The following is a 17,926-nucleotide window of genomic DNA, read 5'->3' as shown; positions in this document are numbered from 1 at the left end:
ACTCCCGCATCGAGCACGGCCCCACCCTTGGTGTGCGATCGACACGGTCAGCGGACCAGCATGACGTCCACGACTGCCAATGCAGGCAGCCACAGCCGGGCGTTGCCCGGCGTCGAGTGCGTAGGCGGTGTTGCCGGTCCCACAGGCAGGTGCCCCGACGTTCGCTGCGCGAGCGCCGGGGCACCGGATTGTTCGGTTGTCGGTTCTGCTATCCGGTCGGCCGAAGCCCGGCTTCGGCTTCCATTTCCGCCAGGTGCAGGCGTTTGACGGGCCCGACGACGAACACGTAGGAGACCACCGACGCCAATGCGCACCCTCCGACGAAGACGAGCGCCCAGTCGTAGGAACCGGTGGAGTCGACGAGGTAACCGATGATGATCGGTGTGGTAATTGCCGCGACGGCGCCGAACGTGTTGAAGACACCGCCGCCGAGGCCGGATATTTCCTTGGGCACGGCATCGGACATGACTGCCCATCCGAGAGCGCCGAATCCCTTGCCGAAGAAAGAGAGTGACATCAGCGCGACGACCACCCAGGAAGCGTCGACGTAGTTGCAGAGAATGATCGAGCTGGCGAGCAGCAGTCCGACGATTATCGGGATCTTGCGGGCCGCGGTCAGCGACACTCCGCGGCGCAGCAGAAAATCGGAGACCACGCCGCCACCGAGGCCGCCGACGAACGCGCAGATGGCGGGAAGCACCGCGATGAAACCCGCTTTGAGAATGGACATTCCGCGTTCCTGGACGAGATATACCGGAAACCAAGTCAGGAAGAACCAGGTAATGGTGGTGATGAAGAACTGCCCGAAGAAGACACCGAGGAGCATGCGGTTGGACAGCAGCAGCGTCATGTAGCGCAGTTGGTCGCCACCACCCGCCTGAGGCGCGGCATCGGGCTGGTCCATGTCGACCAGAGCGCCGCCGTCCTCGATATAGGCGAGTTCTTCTTCGGACAGGCGGGGGTGCTGTTTGGGGCTGTAGACGACCTTGGTCCAGATCAACGCGAACAGGATGCCGATCCCGCCGATCACGGTGAACACGTGTTCCCAACCAAGGGCTGTGACCAGCCAACCCATGAGTGGTGCGAAGACGATGGTCGAGAAGTACTGAGCGGAGTTGAACACCGAAGAGGCGAAGCCGCGCTCCTCGGCGGGAAACCACGCAGCGACGACGCGAGCATTACCGGGAAACGCGGGCGCTTCGGTGAGACCGACCATGAACCGCAGGAAGAAGAGCAGCCCGATGGCCGTGCCCATCGAGAAGTTGCCGAGAAAGCCTTGCAAGAATGTGAAGGTCGACCACGTGAGAACTGCGTAGCCGTAGACCTTCTTGGAGCCGTAGCGATCCAGCAGCCAGCCACCCGGGATCTGCCCGATCAGGTATGACCAGCCGAAGGCCGAGAAAACGTAACCGAGTGCGATGGAGCTGATTCCGAACTCGGACTGAATGGCGTCGCCGGCAATCGAGATGGTGGCACGGTCGGCGTAGTTGATCACGGTAACCGCGAAGATCATCGCAAGGATCGTGTATCGAACTTTGCCTGTCTTCACGATCGAGGCGCTGGTCGGTGTGGCGACCGTCGGGGCGGTAGTCATGGACTGGTCTCCTTGAAGCATTTGGTGCCGCGCGTGCAGTGGTTCAAGTCACAACGGCGAACAAAAGCGACTGTACGCACGCCCATATATGCGAGTCCAAGCCCGATTTCGGATCATACGATACCGAATAGGAATTGATCAGCTGGTTGCCGCACAGGTCTATCCGCAGCACGCGGCAATGACGGATCAGTCCGGATACAGCGCTGGTAGCAGTCGGTCCCAAGGAGGGCTACGCGGTCAGCATCATCAAAGGCGGTATGAAAGTCATCGGCCGCGATGCCGGCCCGGTCCGGTCCCCCTTGACCGACCTCGAGGATGTCGAACTCGCCGAACTGGCCGATCTCGTGAAGAAGGTGAGCTGAATGACCATCACACCGACCGTCGAGATCACCGGCGCCAATCTCATCGGCGGCGACGACGTCATCGCCACCGGCGCAGCGTTTCAAGCGACCGATCCGACACAGGGAGCCACCCTCGAGCCCGTCTACCATCAGGCCACCGCCGCCGACGTCGACCGCGCCGCCGCGCTCGCATGGGAGGCGTTCGCCACCTACCGGCACACCGACCTCGACCGGCGAGCCGCGTTTCTCGACTCCATCGCCGAGGAAATCGAAGCACTCGGTTCGGTATTGACCGAGCGGGTACACGCCGAAACCGGGATTCCAATCGGCCGCGTCCAGGGTGAAACCGCCCGCACTACAGGACAATTGCGGATGTTTGCCGATGTGGTGCGCGAGGGTGGTTGGATCCGTGCACGCCTGGACACCGCCGACCCCGGCCGCACGCCCGTGCCGAAGCCCGACCTGCGTCAACGCGAAGTTCCGCTCGGACCGGTCGCCGTGTTCGCGGCCAGTAATTTTCCACTCGCGTTCTCCGTCGCCGGCGGCGACACAGCCTCTGCTCTGGCCGCCGGAGCACCGGTGATCGTCAAAGCACACCCTGCCCACCCGGGCACTTCCGAGCTGGTCGGCCGCGCAGTCCGCAACGCTGTCCGCACCCACGGGCTTCCTGAAGGAACATTCTCCCTGATCCATGGGCCCGGAAACGAAGTCGGCACCGCCCTGGTCACCGACCCGCGGGTTCGTGCCGTCGGCTTCACCGGTTCCCGGCAAGGTGGGCTCGCGTTGCTGTCGGCCGCGGCAGCCCGGCCGGTTCCGATCCCGGTCTATGCGGAGATGTCGAGCATCAATCCGGTCTTCGTGCTGCCGGGATCGCTCGCCGAGCATGGCAGCGAACTCGGCGTGGCGTACATCGCATCGATGAACACCGGCGTCGGGCAGCTGTGCACCAGTCCGGGACTGCTGTTCCTCGTCGACGGCCCGGGTGCGGACGACTTCATCCGCGCCGCCACCGACGCCGTTACCGCTACCGCGGCCGCTACGATGCTCTCCCCCGGCCTCGCTGCGTCATTCGCGAAGGGCGTCGATCGCCGAACCGACGACACCAATGTCACCATTGCTGCCCGCGGCTCAGACGACGATTCCCTTGCCTACCGAGGCATCGCGCAACTGTTCGTCACGACCGCCGACCGCTTCCTGGACGATCAGGGCTTGCAGGACGAAATGTTCGGACCGGCTTCGGTGATTGTGCGAGTCGATGACGCGGCGCTGCTCTCGCGGATAGTCGATCACTTGGAAGGTCAGTTGACCGCGACCGTGCACGCCGCACCGTCCGACTACCCGGTGGCGCGGCCGCTCGTCGACAAGCTCGAATTGCTCGCGGGCCGAGTGCTGTTCAACGGTTGGCCGACCGGCGTAGAGGTCGGCCATGCGGTGATCCACGGCGGCCCGTTCCCCGCCACATCGGCGCCGGCGACCACCTCGGTGGGAAGTCGCGCCATCGAACGCTTCCTTCGGCCGGTCGCCTACCAGAACGTTCCCGAAGAACTGCTGCCCGTCGAGCTCCGCACCGACAACCCTCTCGGAATCTGGCGCCGAGTCGACGGCTCGCTGCGCAGAACCGACTAGTCTCATGCCCCCGCAAGCGCCCTCGTGCCATCGCGCGGCATCGACGCCGACCAACCAGGAGCACACCATGCCCTCCTCGACCCTCTCGACAAAGCCGACCAGCGCGCTGTCGGCACCCGACGCAGCACTGAAGGCAGTGGCGGCGGGCGCGGCAACGATCGACCGGATCGCCCATGTGAAGCTGTCCTCGATCGTGCTCCCGCTCTCGAACCCGATCAGCGATGCGAAAGTGCTTGCCGGCCGCCAGAAACCGATGACCGAGGTGGTGTTCCTTTTCGCCGAGATCCACACCGACGGCGGCCACGAAGGCATCGGATTCAGCTACTCCAAACGCGCCGGTGGGCCCGCACAGTTCGCCCACGCCAACGAGATCGCGCCCGTCCTGATCGGCGAGGATCCCAGCGATATCGGCAAAATCTGGACCAAACTCCAGTGGGCAGGCGCCTCGGTGGGCCGCAGCGGGGTCGCCACACAAGCCATCGCCGCCATGGATATCGCACTCTGGGATCTCAAAGCCAAGCGTGCCGGTCTGCCGATGGCGAAATTGCTCGGCTCCCACCGCGACTCGGTCAAGACCTACAACACCTCCGGCGGATTTCTGCACACCCCGATCGAACAGGTCATCGAAAACGCCGCACGTTCGCTCGCAGAGGGCATCGGCGGCATCAAACTCAAAGTCGGTCAGCCCGACTGGAAACTCGACATCGCCAGAGTGACCGCGGTTCGCGAGCATCTCGGTGACAACGTGCCACTGATGATCGACGCCAACCAGCAATGGGATCGCCCCACCGCACAGCGGATGGGCCGGATCTTCGAGGAGTTCAACCTCGTCTGGATCGAAGAACCCCTCGACGCCTACGACGCCGAAGGACACGCCCAACTCGCCCGCAGCCTCGACACCTCGATCGCGACCGGGGAGATGCTGGCCAGCGTCGGCGAGCATGTCCGGCTGATCGAGGCGGGCTCGGTCGACATCATCCAGCCCGACGCACCCCGCATCGGCGGGTTCACCCAGTTCATCGAGCTCGCGGCACTCGCCAAGCACAACCACCTCCAGCTCGCTCCGCACTTCGCGATGGAAATCCATCTGCACCTGGCCGCCGCCTACCCGCTCGAAGCATGGGTCGAGCACTTCGACTGGCTCGACCCGCTGTTCGACGAACACCTCGAGACCCGCGACGGACGCATGCACGTGTCCAACCGTCCAGGACTCGGCTTCACCCTCAGCGACCAAGCCCGCGCCTGGACCGTTGCGACGGCCGAGTTCCACGGCTAGAACATTGGGTCCGCCGATCGGTGGGGAGTCCGGAGAGCCGGTCTGCCAGTTCCGCAAGCGGCCTCCGATGGACGCGGCAGATGACGGCGGCCGAATCCGGACAGCAAGTCGCGACTCTTCGACGTCGTCGCGCAGTCATCTCGGTCACCGCAGGCCAGAAAGTCCCGACGGATCTACAAACCTGGCGAAATAGCCTCCGAGCTCGGCGCGACCAACTGCGGGGCCTGGCTTCCACGGCGGCAAGGCGACCAGCCGGATCGATCCCGACATTCACACTTGTCGAGTTCGCCGATCGTGTCGGACGACGCCACCAGTCCGGTCAGTAGCTGCGGCCGCTCGGGCTCCCGCGCTGACCAACCTGCAGACGCGGCGGAACCCGCTGGTTTGGCCGCAGCCCGCGCGGCAATGCTCGAAGACGACGCTCCGTCAGGTGACCGGGACAGCCGCCGAATCCCACCCCTCGGAGCGGCGAAAGGAAATGTCCACACCGCGATCGACAGGAGCAATCATGCCAGATCCTGGCAGCCACCGCGACGACGTGCGCCGAACCCGCCTGCGCACGGAGGACGACGACACTGGGGTGCCCGATCAGCCCGCCCACCGAGGCGGGAACGAAGACCTACAGCAGCGACACCCGCCGTCCGCGGCGGGCGACCCCGAGCGCGCCGCGGGCACCCATGACCCCAGCCGGGGCGACCCTGCGCCCGGCGAATCGCCCACCGCGAAATCCGGAAGTCCGATCGAACTGCACAGCACCGCCTTCAGCGACCGCACCCTCATCCCGAAGCGTCACTCCTACGACGGCGAGAATATCGCTCCACCGCTCGACTGGAGCGGAATCCCCAGTGGCACCGAGGAAATCGTCCTGCTCTGCGAGGACCCGGACGCCCCGACCGGGCTGTTCACCCACTGGGTACTCACGGGCATGGCGCCGACCGCGACCGGAGTCAGCGCGGACGCAACACCCCCGGGAGCTGTCGCCAGCCGAAACGACTTCGGCGAGGTTGGGTGGAGCGGCCCGCGCCCACCGGTCGGGGACGACCCGCACAGATACTTCTTCCGGCTCTACGCGATCGACCGACGACTGGGATGCCGCGAGGCAGCGACGGGCGACGAGGTCCGCAACGTGCTCTCCAACCATGTTCTAGCAACCGGCACCCTCGTAGGACTGTTCCGTCGCTGACCCACCCGGTGTGCCCCGATCCACGACGCCGTGTTCCTCGTGACCCACAGGAGTAGCCGAGGACGGAATCCGGAGACCGATGATGCTAAGTCATCCGAACGCCGCATGCCCGGGTATACCGGGCGTAGAAGCTCGGCGGACCTGCCCGCACGCCCGAACTCGGCGCCGCGCCCGGCCCCGCATACTCGGCGAGAGGACGTTCACCACGATTCGCCTCTCCCGCACTGCATCCGCGACCGGGCGCCCTCGCCGCTCACCCCTCCCCACCACGCCCTGACTAGGCGATTAGCTCCCTCGCAGGATCGTGCGGTAATCTCTTCGAGCGCCCGCACGACGGACGCAATCGGGCTGTGGCGCAGTTTGGTAGCGCACTTGACTGGGGGTCAAGTGGTCGCAGGTTCAAATCCTGTCAGCCCGACCATCAAGAAAGCCCCTCCGACCAGCACCGGAGGGGCTTTCTTCATCATCCGACTACACGCAGAGCGGGACCAGAACGGGACCGCAAGTGCTCAGAGAGCTTGTCACCAGCCCCGGTGATCTCCCGGCGGTCCGGGTGCAGGTACCGCTCCGTGGTTCGGCTATCGGCGTGCCCGGCGATCTTCTGAAGCACGTGCAGGCTCACCCCGGCATCGGCCATCCAGGTGAGTCCGGTATGCCGGAGATCGTGCCGCCGCAGGTGCTCGTAACCGAGCTTCGTGACGACCTCGTCCCAGTGGGTCGCATCGCGCAACACACCCGTAGCGATCCGTCCGCCACGCGGACCCCGAAACAATCGCGCGCCCGGGTTGTCGCGGCCGACGATGTCGAGGCGCTGTGTGACCAGTTGCCGAACTTCTTCGATCAGCGGCACGTACCGAGCCCGTTGCCCTTGGTGCCCTTATCGGCCATACCGCCCGGTGAGGGTGTTGTCTGCCAACGTACTTCCCACGTCCATGTCTTGGTGTCGATGTCACCGACCCGGCAGCCGGATACCTCGCCGATGCGCGAGGCTGTGCACGCGGCGAAGATCACCACATCGCCCCAGCCCTGATAGCGATCCGCCGAACGTTTCACCAGGGCATCGGCGAGGGTGACCAACGCCGACCAGTCGGACAGTGCCAGCGATCGCGGGTCGTCGAGTTCGTCTTCGATCTGCTGATACAGCTTCTGCCAGCCACGCACCCGAGCCGGGTTCGATTGCCGAATATCCTCGCGCACAGCTTGTTCCATCACCCGAACCAAGACCGCGAGACTGTTCTTGACCGTCGATTTCCCGGCACCGTCGCTGATCCAGCCGACCACCGCTCGGTCCACTGCGCCATTGGTCAACATCGCCACCGGCAGATGCCCCAGCGTCGGCACCACCCGTTTGCGCCAACCCGCCATATAGGGATCGGTGGTCTTCTTCTCCAAGCCGCGCAGCGCCAAGTCCATATTCGCATCGCCGTACTCGACCAACCGCATCGTCGCAGTCTTCGGGTCGATCCCCTGCGCGGCTTTGCGTTCCAGACGCGCTATCCACGCTTCGGCTTCCTCACGGGTCTCGAACGGCATCGACACCGAAGGCCGCTTCTTCGTACCCGGTTCGGTCCACCGCACCCGCGCCTTGAACGGCCGCCGACCGTAGTCTGAGCGTTCCTCGATATCCGACGAAAGACGCACGCCCACAGGACGCCGTAATCGCCTGTTGCACCCCGGCGCGCAACTGCGGTCCACCGACCGCGACGGTCTGCGGTTGACCGCGTTCGCCACCAACGCCCGCACCGGTCAGCTCCCGGACCTGGAGCTGCGCCACCGCCGCCGCGCCCGCTGTGAAGACCGCATCCGCACCGCGAAGGACACCGGGCTGACCAACCTGCCGCTGCAAGGCTTCGACCAGAATCGGATCTGGATCGAGATCGTCTGCCTGGCAACAGAACTCACCGCCTGTATGCAGATGCTCGCGCTTGCTGATCACGAAGCGCGCCGCTGGGAACCCAAACGGCTGCGCATGCGCCTGTTCTCCGCCGCGGCCCGCATCGCACGCCACGCCCGCAGAACCTACCTCCGATTCTCCGCCCACTGGCCTCACACCGACCTGATCCTCACCGCCCTGGCCCGCCTGCAACCAGGCTGACCAGCGTAAACCCACCCCGAAGACCGAAAGGGCAACCACTCCCGGGCCCCTGGAACCCGGCAGCCAACCCGCTGAACGGGCCACACCGTCACACCATTTTGCGGCCGGAACGGCCGCAAAACACCAACCCGAACCCGATCAGGCCAGCATCTCAGCCGCACGAAATATCTGGGTTAGGGCGTCCGGATCCTGCATCGCCCGATCCCACAGCTGTAGCAGAGTCGACTCCGCATTTGCGTCGCTGCTCTCGCGGTTGGCACGAATCATCTCCACGAGTTCCCGAATAGGCCCGAGCAGTGGGATTAATACCGCTGGTGGAAGAGCTTTCGCTGCGTTTTGTGCCGATGGCGATGGTACGCTTCCCTTCCTCGCGGTTACGGCGATCCGTGGGCGTTCATGGGCGTCGCCGGATACAACTCGAAGTAACCTGTCGCGCCCGACCAGGAAGGAATGCGAATGAGGACCCACGATGCCGCCATCAATGTCCACGTGTTCGTCAACGATTATCACAAGATCCTCTTTGAGAACTACTTCATCAAGAGCCTGCAAGACCCCTGGCGGGTGGTTCCGCACATTCTGCCCGAGCTTGGTAGGGAGGGCGGGAACTTTGGAACAACCGAATTCAAGGCTCTGATCCGGCACAAAATCGAAGGCCTCGTGCGCGAGATACTGCCCCGCGAGACAGACCTCTTCATCTTGAGCGACGTGGATATCCAGTTCTTTGCTCCATGCGACGAGACCGTCCGGAGCGCCATGCGCGAGCATGACATCGTGTTTCAGAGCGAGTGGGGTGGGGCGCGGCGGGTGAACACTGGGTTTATCGCCATGAGGCCGGGGCCCGGAGTGCTCGAGCTCTGGAGTGAGGTGTATGACGCACTCGTCGAATCCGCCGATTCTGCGGAGCACCTTGACGAACAGATGGTGATGAACACGCTGCTGCACGCCAGCCCCCGAGAGGGGTTGTCCTGGGACGTCTTCCCTCGCGAGATCTGGGCATTCAGCAATCAGGAATTGATGCCGCAGCGGCCGGAATTCGCCTCGGTCATGCTCCATCATGCAAACTGCACGGTCCCGCGCGACGGCAGGTCCAGCCTCGAGCTGAAGCTCGAGCAGATGGAGATGGTCAAGGCCTCCGTGCAGTCCCTTCGCACTAGACGCCCCTGATCCACGTCCGGAGCTGACGCGATCCGCTCCTGGCTCCAGCGCAGGGTCGGGGTCATCCGGACTCTCCGGATTGCCCGCACGAGCGGGCGCAGCTCCTCGCCATCGTTGGTGCTGGCGGACGAAATGCCCACGGCCAGAGGGATTCCCGCCCGGTCCGGCAACACGTGCAGCTTGGAGCCGGGTTTGCCGCGATCCACCGGGCTCGGCCCGGTCATATCGCCCCCTATTTTTCGCCCTGCCACTTGCTGCGTCGATCACCGCCCGCGACCAGTCGATCAAGCCCTGGCTGCCGAGCTCGTCGAGCACGGCACGGTGTAGTCGTCGCCATACTCAGGGCCTTGGTCCATACGGTGAACCGTCTATGCGCCGTCGGTACCGTGATGCCGAACGGCGGCGGCAACATCCGCCACGCACATCCACTGGTCAGCACGTACACCACCGCCGTGAGCACCGCCCGCTGGTTCACCGGCGCCCGGCCTCCTCCCTGGGTACGCGAAGCAAACTCCGGCAGGAACCGCTCCATCAGTTCCCAACGCTCGTCCGGTACAAGATGTTTCGACAGCGCGTCCACCTCGATCGAACATCATGCAGCACAACCAGAGCCGACGCACTGGAGTCAAATCACATCTATGCGAGACACGGTCTAAATATAAAGGAGCACAACGTGTCTGGAGACACTGTAATCACAGTCACGGGTTCTGTTGACTGCACTAACTGACCTTGGTCGGATGAATTATGTCGGGGGCCGAGCAATTCGGCTCCCGGCCGGGTGTGGCAGGTTGTCCGCTCGTGTCTGTTGATCGTTGGACCCTGGCCGAGAGCCGGGATGTGCACTCGCTTGTGGTGGCGCAGGTTGGCTCGGTGGTAGTCACCGCTGATCCGCTGGAGCCTGCCCGCTTGGTTGATGTCGATGGCCGCGTTGATGAGCATATGTGCCAGTTCGTCCGCCACCTCGTAGCGTGCGACTACCCCGCGACCACCTGTCGGTCGTATTTGTTGAGCTTGCTGCGTTGGTTCCGGTTCCTCGCCGCAGTGGAGGTGACGCGGAATTAGGCTGCGCGACATGATGTTCGGGACTTCGTGTTGTGGTCGCGGGTCGCGAAGAATCGGCAGCGGCGGGCTCGTCGCCGCGACGGCAGTCTGGCCGGGTCGGTGAATCCGGTGACTGGTAAGCGGACGTTTCCGGAAGGCTATGCGGCCTCGACGATCAATCACTCGCTGTCGGCGGTGAAGATGTTCTATGACTATCACCTGCTGACCGGGTTCGGTCCGGTGGTCAATCCTGTTCCCCTGCAACGTAGTCACGATATGGATCGGGCGGGGTCTCATCGCAGCCCGATCGAGCCGGCGCCGCCGAATGGGCGGGCTCCATATCGGCAGCGCGCCCGCACCAAAGCACCCCGGGCGTTGCCGGATGCGGTGTTCGACGATTTCTTCGCGGCTCTGCCGAGCAATCGGAATCGGGCGATCGTGTCGATCGCGGTGAGCTCGGGTCCGCGGGCGGATGAGTTGTTGCGAATGCGGTTGGAGGACATCGACATCGGCCGCCAGCTGGTCGCGCTCGAAGGCAAAGGCCATCGTGAGCTGGAATGGGTTCCCGCGCCGCCGGACGCGTTCTTGTGGTTGGCGACCTATCTGGCCGAGACTGAGCATCTAGGTTCCGAGGGGGTCACCGGGCTGTGGTGGACGATCCGGCGCCCGACGCGTCCTTCGACGTATTGGGCATTGCGTCAGGTACTCAACCGCGCCAACGAGCGGCTCGGTGCGAACGTGACATTCCACGACCTGCGACACACCTACGCGATGCGGCTCATGGACGACCCGAACCTGCTGATCACCGACATCCAACGATTGATGCGGCACCGATCCCTCGCAAGCACCCAAATCCACGCACGGGCACGCATCGATAATCTGGTCCGCAAGATGCGCGAGCACTACGCTCGCCCGGCACCGGCCGAGCCAGCTCCCGATCCTTCATACGACCCGGCCGCGATGGCTGTGCTGTTCCCGGGGCTGGCATGACCGACTCCACCGCCACCCACGCCCGCGCTCCCGGAAGAGCGGTCAAGACCACCGCCGGATCCACGGGCGGTCACCTCGTTCCCGCTCACCCGTTCTACGAGCACCCGATCACTCCAGCCCACCGCAGGCGCCTGTTCGATCAATCTCTGGGCATACTCGCCGTCCGGCTGCCCGCGAGCCTGGCCCGCCTGAATCCGGTCAACTACTACACACCGGTGCTGCACGACTGGTTCGACTGGGTCGATCAGTTCCCCGGGGACACCGACCAGGCCCGGTGGCTGGCCACCGGCACGCCGACGGAGGCGGCTGGCTCGACGATTTCGCGTCGAATCACCACCAGCGCAACCAGTTCAGCGCCGCGCTGAGTGCGATGGTGTGTTGCGGCGCGATCCGACCGAGCTATGCGTTCCTGCTGAGCGTGTGGACCAAACGGCTCTGGTCAACTTGGCGCGAGGAGCACGACACCCGAGCTGTTCACCCAACTCGCGGCGGCCTCCCACAGCCTGGGCCGCAAGGCCGAAAAGACCGGCACCACATTGATCGACTTCTGCCGCATGTCGATCCGCACCGGGAAACCGCTGCCGGAGTTGACCTATGGTGATCTGCTGGACTATCGCGCCGCGGTCATCGAGGCCAAAGGCACGAACAACACGGTCTCCTGCGCCACGGCCTACCACTGTGGTCGGGCAATCGGCCTGTTCAGTGACGGGCCCGCCGAGTTCCAGGCGTTGCTCACCATAAAGCCGCGCACGCCGGTCGAGATCGTCGCCCAGTATCAGATCGCCAGCGCGTCGATGCGTTGGCTGCTAACCGAATATCTGATCGAGCGGCGTCCGGACATGGACTACACGTCGTTCACTCAACTCGCCCATCGGCTTTGCCGATTGTTCTGGGGTGATATCGAAGCCCACCATCCCGGCATCGACACCCACCACCTGACCCGAGCCCAGATCGAAGCATGGAAACAACGGCTGATGACGTCGCCGGACGGCACGCTCCGCAAGAGACCCGGTGAGATAGTTCTGGCGGTGCGATGCTTCTACCTCGACATCAACCACTGGGCCACCGACGAGCCGCAGCGGTGGGCCACGCCGTCACCAGTGACCCGCCGAGACGCCCGGGTCCTGCCGCGGGAACGCCGCTCGGAAACCGCACGCATCCATGCCCGCATCCGCGAACTCGCGCCCGTGTTGCCGACACTCGTCCGCCAGCATTACGACGCCGCAACAGAATTACTGCGCCTAGCCCGCGCCAGCGCACCCGGCGAACAGTTCGAGGTCCACGGGTGTGCACCTACACGCGGCCATCTACCGCTTACGGCTCCAGCAGTCGCCCGCGGCTGCAGACCGACAACGGCGCGACCATCTACCCGGAATCGGCTGAGCACGACGCGTTCTGGTCCTGGGCGACGGTCGAGGTGCTGCGCCACACCGGCATCCGCATCGAGGAGCTGCTCGAGCTGCCCCACCACTCGATCCAGCCCTACCGTCAACCCAACGGCACCATCGTGCCGCTGCTGCAGATCGCGCCGTCCAAGACCGACACCGAGCGTGTCATCCCGGCAGGCCCCGAGCTCGCCTCCGTGCTGGCGAAGGTCATCGCGCGCGTCGCCGGCGACGATGGCGCGATCGCGTTGGTCAGCTGCCGCGACGAGCACGAACGCTCCTGGAGCCAGCCGATGCCTTACCTGTTTCATACCGGCTGGCCGGACGCCCGCGCACCTTCAACTCCGGCACACTGCGCGAATACCTCGGCCACGCCGTCGAACGCGCCGGACTCGCCGCGCAGATCACTCCGCACGACTTCCGACGTCTTTTCACCACCGACGCGGTCAACAACGGCCTGCCCGTCCACATCGCGGCCCAACTGCTCGGACACCAAGACCTCAATACCACCATGAGCTACACCGCGATCTATCCCCACGAAGTGTTCGCTCGCTACCAGCAATTCATCCAACGCAGGCGAGCCGAACGGCCCACCGAGGAATACCGCGCACCCACCGCCGCCGAACTCGCCGATTTCGCAGAGCATTTCGGTCGGCGCCGCATCGAGCTCGGCAGCTGCGTCCGCCCCTATGGCACACCCTGTATCCACGAGCACGCCTGCTTCTCTGAACTACTGGTAAGGCTGGTGACGTGCGAAAAGTATTGCTTGCGAAGCTTTCTCTTCCGGGGCGAGCAGCATGTGAGCCTCGACCTTGAATCCGGCATCACGCAGCCAGGTCGTCATGAGGTCCGGCTGCCGACGGTGGACATGGACATTCATCGGGTGACCGCCATAGCCTTGGGTCTTCAACTGCGACTCGGTGCCGACGTGGAACAGTAATTGCAGTGGTCCGCCGGGACGCAGTACTCGATGAAAGTGCCTCAGCACGGCCGGGACCTCGTCGTCGGGGACGTGGATCAACGACTGCCAAGCCAGCATGCCGGCCATCGAGGCTGCCGGGAAGTCCAGCTCCGTCATAGAACCCACCTCGAACCGCAGTCCAGGGTGGTCACGCCGAGCTGCCTCGATCATCCCAGGGGAGAGATCGACACCGAAGGCATCAACACCCAGCTCGTGTAAGTAGGCGGTAACGTGTCCGGGACCGCACCCGACATCGGCTACGAGCCCGCCGCCAGCGGCCCGCACGCTGTCCGCGAACAATGCCAGAGCTGCACGGAGGTATGGGTGTCCAGCCAAGGCATCGCGCACCTGGTCGGCATAGCTCAGCGCGACAGTGTCGTAGGAGATTCGGGTATCGGTCAACCAGTCGTCTGCGCTCATCACCGGCAGGGTAGTCCGTAACCATCAATCGCCATTGACCGACGCTGCGGCGGCCGGATTGAGGAGCATCTGAGCTAATTTCTATGGGGCAGCAGTCCTTCCGAAAGTGGCATCGAATCCGGGGATGCCGAGTTCGGTCCCTGCTGTGGTTCGCTGGAGCGTGGCGTCGATCTGGGCGAGTTTGTCGTTGACGCCGCTGTAGCTGACCTGCAGGCCCTCGATTTCGCCGAGCCAGCCCTCGCGTCTGGCCTCGACGATGCGGGCTTCGAGGTTGTCGCGGATCTCTTCGAGCCTGGCTCGTTGGGCCGGGTCCGGTCTCAGGAGTGAACATCGGACGCATGCGTGCTCATGAATGCAGGGCGTCGAAAATGCCCGCGCGCATGTCCCGACCGACACTTTCCGCTTCTCGAAGTGAGACAGGAACGCATCCCACTCTTCGTTGGTCGGCGTGCGGTATTCTTCGCCGGGCCGAACCGACCGGCGCCGTGCGATGAAGGCTCGGTGTGCCTCAATGGTTTCCGCAGGGTAGACGGCCTTGTAGCCCATGGTTGTATCGATGCTTTTGTGCCCGCAAATGACCTGTGCGATGTGCGGTGGCAGGCCGTTCATGATGGCGTCGGTGACGAAGATCCGCCGGAAATCGTGAGGGCTGAAGATCAGCGGGTCGCCGTTGGGGTCGGTGAGGTCGGTCGCGGCGAGCGCGTTGATGAGCAGTTTCCGGATCGCGGTTGGGGTGAAGGCGCGGCGTTCGTTGCCGATCCCGCGCTGGAACAGCACCGGCATGGGCGGGTTCCAGATTCTCTCCCTGACGTCGTAGGAGACGACCAGCGGGATGGAGCCGTCCGGGTTGCGTAAGCGTTGGACGATGGTGCTGAGAATGTCGGCCAGTTCGGGGCTGACCAGCAGGAGGCGCTCAGTGTCGGTTTTCGAGGGTGCAATCTGCAGCAGCGGGACGAGTTCGCCTGTGCTAGGCAGCCGGTATTCGGTGATGCTGTGGTGAGACAGTTCGAGTAGTTCCTCGCAGCGGATGCCGGTCAGGCGCAGGACCTCGATGGTCGCGAACGCCCAGAACGCTTCCTCTTCTTCATAGGACAGGTTGCGCCGTTTACCAGTCGTGACTTCCTCAGCCCAGATGAATCGCCCGATCGCTTTGGGAACTATGGCGTTTCGAAGTTTCCCGCCTGTTCCGTCGATGATCGCTCCGGGTTGTGCCGCTTGTGCTGCAGCCAGGAGCCCAGCCGTTGCGAGACGCCGGTCGTTGACGGTGGCCACGAGGGCAGGCAAGACGGGCAGCCGTTCGCGGGTACGCTGGTCCATGCGGGCTTTGCGGTGGTTGCGTTCCTTGGCCTTCTGAATTTCGGCGCTGGTGATCGGGCAGGGCGCGACCCACGGCCCCCAACGAGCGGGGTCCTCGACAGCCCAGTGCGCGATGTCGAGGTAGAGGGCCCGCACCCGGATTAGTTCGTCTTTCAGGCTCAGCCGCGGCACCGGCACTTTGATCCGCTCGCCAGTGCTGCTGATGGTGGTGCGTTCGACGGTGCCGAGACCGTCTTTCCAATCGCGCATCACCTCCGTCGGGATCTGCAGAGTGTCGATGCCGGGGGACAGTGCCTCGATGCGGGCCCAGAACAGGCCGGCCAGCGTCCTCGAGACCGTGTCGAGGCTGGAGAAGTCCAGAGACGGCTGTCGTTCACGCAGGTAGTCGATGAGCAGGTCTCGGATCGGTCGGCATTGGATGCGGTAGCGGTCGACCAGTTGCTCGATCGTCAGCCGTCCACCGGCCAACCCGAACGCGCGGATGCTGTGCGGCGAGTGTCCGCCGAAGATGCCCATAGCGCGCAACCGGAGATAGAAGTCGACTTTCTTCTGTCCGCCGCGGGTCTGGACTCGGCGCATGGTGTCGACCAGTTCCGCGCAGTCACCGACGACGATGTCAGCGATGGTCCCGCCTTTGCAGGCAAGGATCACGGCGATGCGAGTCGCCGAGATCTTCGCGTCAGCCCGGGAACTGGCCGGTTCAGCGGCGGCCAGTTCTGCCAGCCGGGCGAACCCGTTCGGATCCCTGACCTGCGCCATCATCGTCGTGAGATATCGGTGCGTGCGGGTAAGCATCCAACCCATGCCGGGGCGGAGCACATCTCCGCAGATCAGCATGAGCAGCCCGGACGTCAGATCGGTCGAGTCGTAGGAGGTGGTTCCGCCGTGTGCTGCCAGCCACGCCATCGGCAGCTCGATCCATCCTGCTCCCGGATGCTCCTCGGCGCCGCTGACCTGCCAACGCTCCTGCCAGGTCTCACCTGGGAACGACGACAGCCAGCGCAGTATCTTGGCCACCCCGCGTCGTCGCCCGCCCCGAGTGGTTTTCGCTGTAGGGGCGAACGGTGGGGCCGTCAACCGCTGTTGCACCTGCTCGGTCGTGGCTGCCGTGTGCGGCCACCATCCCTCGATCGATCGTGGCGGAAATTCGGTGCGCAGCTGACCATTGCGCAGCCGCTGCTCGGCGGCTACCGACGCAGCGGCGGTCAGGGGTTTGCGGGTGCTGTGCTTGACGATGGAGTTCACAGGTTCCTTCCGAACAACACGCTCAACGTCTGCGGGTCGTAACCGGGCGCCGGTGGTGGTGGCGCCGGTTTGTCGCGCTGTTCGGCGGTGCGGGCATGATGGGCCAGGACTCCGGCGATCACCTCGTCGCTGTTCGGGGTCAGGTAGATTTCGGTGGTGGACAGGTGCGCATGTCCCATGACCAGCTGCACGTCGCTCAACGTCAGCTGCGGGTCGCGGGCCATTCTGGCCGCGGCCGAATGCCTGAGATCGTGCAAGGTCCAGTCCGAGCCGAGGACTGCGTTGGCGCGCTCGAACATCCGGTGCGCCGCGTGATATTTCAACGGCCGCCGAGGCCGCCGAAGCGTCCACCACACCGGCTGGATCCGACCTTGGGGGACCTGGCCGTGTAGTTGTTCCTGATACAACCGCAGCCAAACGAACGCATCCGCCGACGCCGGCACCTGCTGGCAAGCGCGAGTTCCCTTGCGCACTACGGTGATCAGTTGCTGGCCCGGGTCGACGTCGCAATGCCGAAGCCCCAGCAGCTCCGACGCTCGCACCCCCGTCGAGATCCAGAACGCCACCAACGCGCGGTCCCGATGCGACCCCAGCGCCGCGAACAACTCGTTGAACCGGTGATCAGGAATCGCGCGAGGAATCCGATGCCGAACCTTCGGCCGATAACGCCCCACTCGCTCGCGCGGCCACCCATCCATCGGATTGCGATGCGCATGCGCCCGACGGGACCGCCGCGACGGATCCAGCGGGAACGGATTCAGAATCGGCCCACTTCCGGCATCGCGGTGAAAATCGTAGAAAGTCCGCAGCACAGTCTCCGAATGCGCCACGGTCGCCGGGGCGTATCCGTCTCCTGGAGCGGGCTTACCGCTGACTGAATTGACTTCTGCTGCCCTATGCTTTGCCCAACCAGCCCCATCGGAACGATCGACCCGACGGCGCTGCTTCACCGTCAGCTGGATCCAGCAACTGAAATCGCGGGCCTCGACCCGAGTTGCGCGGTCCCAGCCAACATCGATGGCCTGTAGAAACCGCCACCACCGCAACAGATCCATGCCATATGAGCGCAGCGTCGGCGCCGCCCGTCCCGCTGCCAGCAACTCTCGCAGGAATACCTCCACCGGGGCGACCACCGCCCCGCGGCTGTCCAGCAGCCGATACGGCTCGGACTCCTCGCCGGTGGCTATCAACCGACCAGACCGGGGCACCACCAGACCCGCGAGATCGCGGGTGTTCTCCTCGGATTCGATCACGCGGGCAAGCTACCCACCGAGCCCGACCGCAGTGGCCCCGACCT

General features: G+C 64.6%; 14 protein-coding genes, 1 tRNA gene and 4 pseudogenes. 11 read left to right on the top strand and 8 right to left on the bottom strand.

Annotation, left to right across the window (positions count from 1 at the left end):
• Positions 1–208: 208 nt before the first annotated feature.
• Positions 209–1,594 (bottom strand): MFS transporter, encoded by a 1,386-nt coding sequence (locus OHB12_RS00505; protein WP_327115088.1) that lies wholly within the window; start codon positions 1,592–1,594, stop codon positions 209–211.
• A gap of 221 nt (positions 1,595–1,815) precedes the next feature.
• Here OHB12_RS00505 and OHB12_RS00500 point away from each other — a divergent pair.
• The 5 genes and pseudogenes from OHB12_RS00500 to OHB12_RS00480 form a co-directional block, all read left to right on the top strand.
• Positions 1,816–1,956: pseudogene (locus tag OHB12_RS00500) on the top strand (5-dehydro-4-deoxyglucarate dehydratase); the annotation flags it as partial.
• Positions 1,957–3,561, top strand: a complete 1,605-nt coding sequence (locus OHB12_RS00495) for an aldehyde dehydrogenase (NADP(+)) (RefSeq protein WP_327115086.1) — start codon at positions 1,957–1,959, stop codon at positions 3,559–3,561.
• Positions 3,562–3,628: 67 nt separating this feature from the next.
• The gene (locus tag OHB12_RS00490; RefSeq protein WP_327115084.1) at positions 3,629–4,837 is read left to right on the top strand and encodes an L-talarate/galactarate dehydratase; all 1,209 of its coding nucleotides are present in this window, start codon (positions 3,629–3,631) and stop codon (positions 4,835–4,837) included.
• A 508-nt stretch (positions 4,838–5,345) separates the two neighbouring features.
• On the top strand, positions 5,346–6,020 hold the full coding sequence (locus tag OHB12_RS00485; RefSeq protein ID WP_327115082.1) for a YbhB/YbcL family Raf kinase inhibitor-like protein: 675 nt from the start codon (positions 5,346–5,348) through the stop codon (positions 6,018–6,020).
• A gap of 344 nt (positions 6,021–6,364) precedes the next feature.
• A tRNA-Pro gene (locus OHB12_RS00480) sits at positions 6,365–6,441 on the top strand.
• Between the two features lie 42 nt (positions 6,442–6,483).
• On the opposite strand, the gene OHB12_RS00475 is transcribed toward OHB12_RS00480, so the two are convergent.
• Both OHB12_RS00475 and OHB12_RS00470 read right to left on the bottom strand, forming a co-directional pair.
• Positions 6,484–6,870, bottom strand: coding sequence for a tyrosine-type recombinase/integrase (locus OHB12_RS00475; RefSeq protein ID WP_327115080.1), 387 nt, complete (start codon positions 6,868–6,870; stop codon positions 6,484–6,486).
• A complete protein-coding gene (locus OHB12_RS00470) occupies positions 6,861–7,559 on the bottom strand; it encodes a hypothetical protein (protein WP_327115078.1) in 699 nt (232 codons plus the stop codon). Before OHB12_RS00470 ends, OHB12_RS00475 begins: the two co-directional genes overlap by 10 nt.
• A gap of 130 nt (positions 7,560–7,689) precedes the next feature.
• On the opposite strand from OHB12_RS00470, the pseudogene OHB12_RS00465 reads away from it, so the two are divergent.
• Both OHB12_RS00465 and OHB12_RS00460 read left to right on the top strand, forming a co-directional pair.
• A pseudogene (locus OHB12_RS00465) lies at positions 7,690–8,115 on the top strand (transposase); the annotation flags it as partial.
• Between the two features lie 456 nt (positions 8,116–8,571).
• The gene (locus OHB12_RS00460) at positions 8,572–9,279 is read left to right on the top strand and encodes a putative nucleotide-diphospho-sugar transferase (RefSeq protein ID WP_327115076.1); all 708 of its coding nucleotides are present in this window, start codon (positions 8,572–8,574) and stop codon (positions 9,277–9,279) included.
• A 68-nt stretch (positions 9,280–9,347) separates the two neighbouring features.
• Here OHB12_RS00460 and OHB12_RS00455 read toward each other — a convergent pair.
• A pseudogene (locus OHB12_RS00455) lies at positions 9,348–9,802 on the bottom strand (IS5 family transposase); the annotation flags it as partial.
• 266 nt (positions 9,803–10,068) lie between these two features.
• On the opposite strand from OHB12_RS00455, the gene OHB12_RS00450 reads away from it, so the two are divergent.
• From OHB12_RS00450 to OHB12_RS00440, 3 genes are read left to right on the top strand one after another with little or no spacing between them, the layout of a single operon-like run.
• Positions 10,069–10,332: a hypothetical protein gene (locus OHB12_RS00450; protein WP_327115074.1), complete on the top strand. Its 264-nt coding sequence runs from the start codon at positions 10,069–10,071 to the stop codon at positions 10,330–10,332.
• A gap of 27 nt (positions 10,333–10,359) precedes the next feature.
• The gene (locus tag OHB12_RS00445) at positions 10,360–11,301 is read left to right on the top strand and encodes a tyrosine-type recombinase/integrase (protein ID WP_327115072.1); all 942 of its coding nucleotides are present in this window, start codon (positions 10,360–10,362) and stop codon (positions 11,299–11,301) included.
• Positions 11,298–11,666, top strand: coding sequence for a hypothetical protein (locus OHB12_RS00440; RefSeq protein WP_327115070.1), 369 nt, complete (start codon positions 11,298–11,300; stop codon positions 11,664–11,666). Before OHB12_RS00445 ends, OHB12_RS00440 begins: the two co-directional genes overlap by 4 nt.
• 441 nt (positions 11,667–12,107) lie before the next feature.
• Here the strand turns inward: OHB12_RS00440 and OHB12_RS00435 are convergent, their stop codons facing one another.
• Positions 12,108–12,359, bottom strand: coding sequence for a hypothetical protein (locus OHB12_RS00435; RefSeq protein ID WP_327115068.1), 252 nt, complete (start codon positions 12,357–12,359; stop codon positions 12,108–12,110).
• A 337-nt stretch (positions 12,360–12,696) separates the two neighbouring features.
• Here OHB12_RS00435 and OHB12_RS00430 point away from each other — a divergent pair.
• Positions 12,697–13,158 (top strand): annotated as a pseudogene (locus OHB12_RS00430) (hypothetical protein); the annotation flags it as partial.
• Positions 13,159–13,416: 258 nt separating this feature from the next.
• Here OHB12_RS00430 and OHB12_RS00425 read toward each other — a convergent pair.
• The 3 genes from OHB12_RS00425 to OHB12_RS00415 form a co-directional block, all read right to left on the bottom strand.
• Positions 13,417–14,067 (bottom strand): class I SAM-dependent methyltransferase, encoded by a 651-nt coding sequence (locus OHB12_RS00425; protein ID WP_327113384.1) that lies wholly within the window; start codon positions 14,065–14,067, stop codon positions 13,417–13,419.
• A gap of 81 nt (positions 14,068–14,148) precedes the next feature.
• Positions 14,149–16,629, bottom strand: coding sequence for a site-specific integrase (locus OHB12_RS00420; protein ID WP_327113382.1), 2,481 nt, complete (start codon positions 16,627–16,629; stop codon positions 14,149–14,151).
• A complete protein-coding gene (locus OHB12_RS00415) occupies positions 16,626–17,882 on the bottom strand; it encodes a tyrosine-type recombinase/integrase (RefSeq protein ID WP_327113380.1) in 1,257 nt (418 codons plus the stop codon). The genes OHB12_RS00420 and OHB12_RS00415 overlap by 4 nt, the downstream gene beginning before the upstream one ends.
• Positions 17,883–17,926 lie beyond the last annotated feature (44 nt).

The sequence above is a fragment of the Nocardia sp. NBC_01730 genome (assembly GCF_035920445.1).
Classification (GTDB): Bacteria; Actinomycetota; Actinomycetes; order Mycobacteriales; family Mycobacteriaceae; genus Nocardia.
This window is presented reverse-complemented; position numbering and strand designations above follow the sequence as displayed.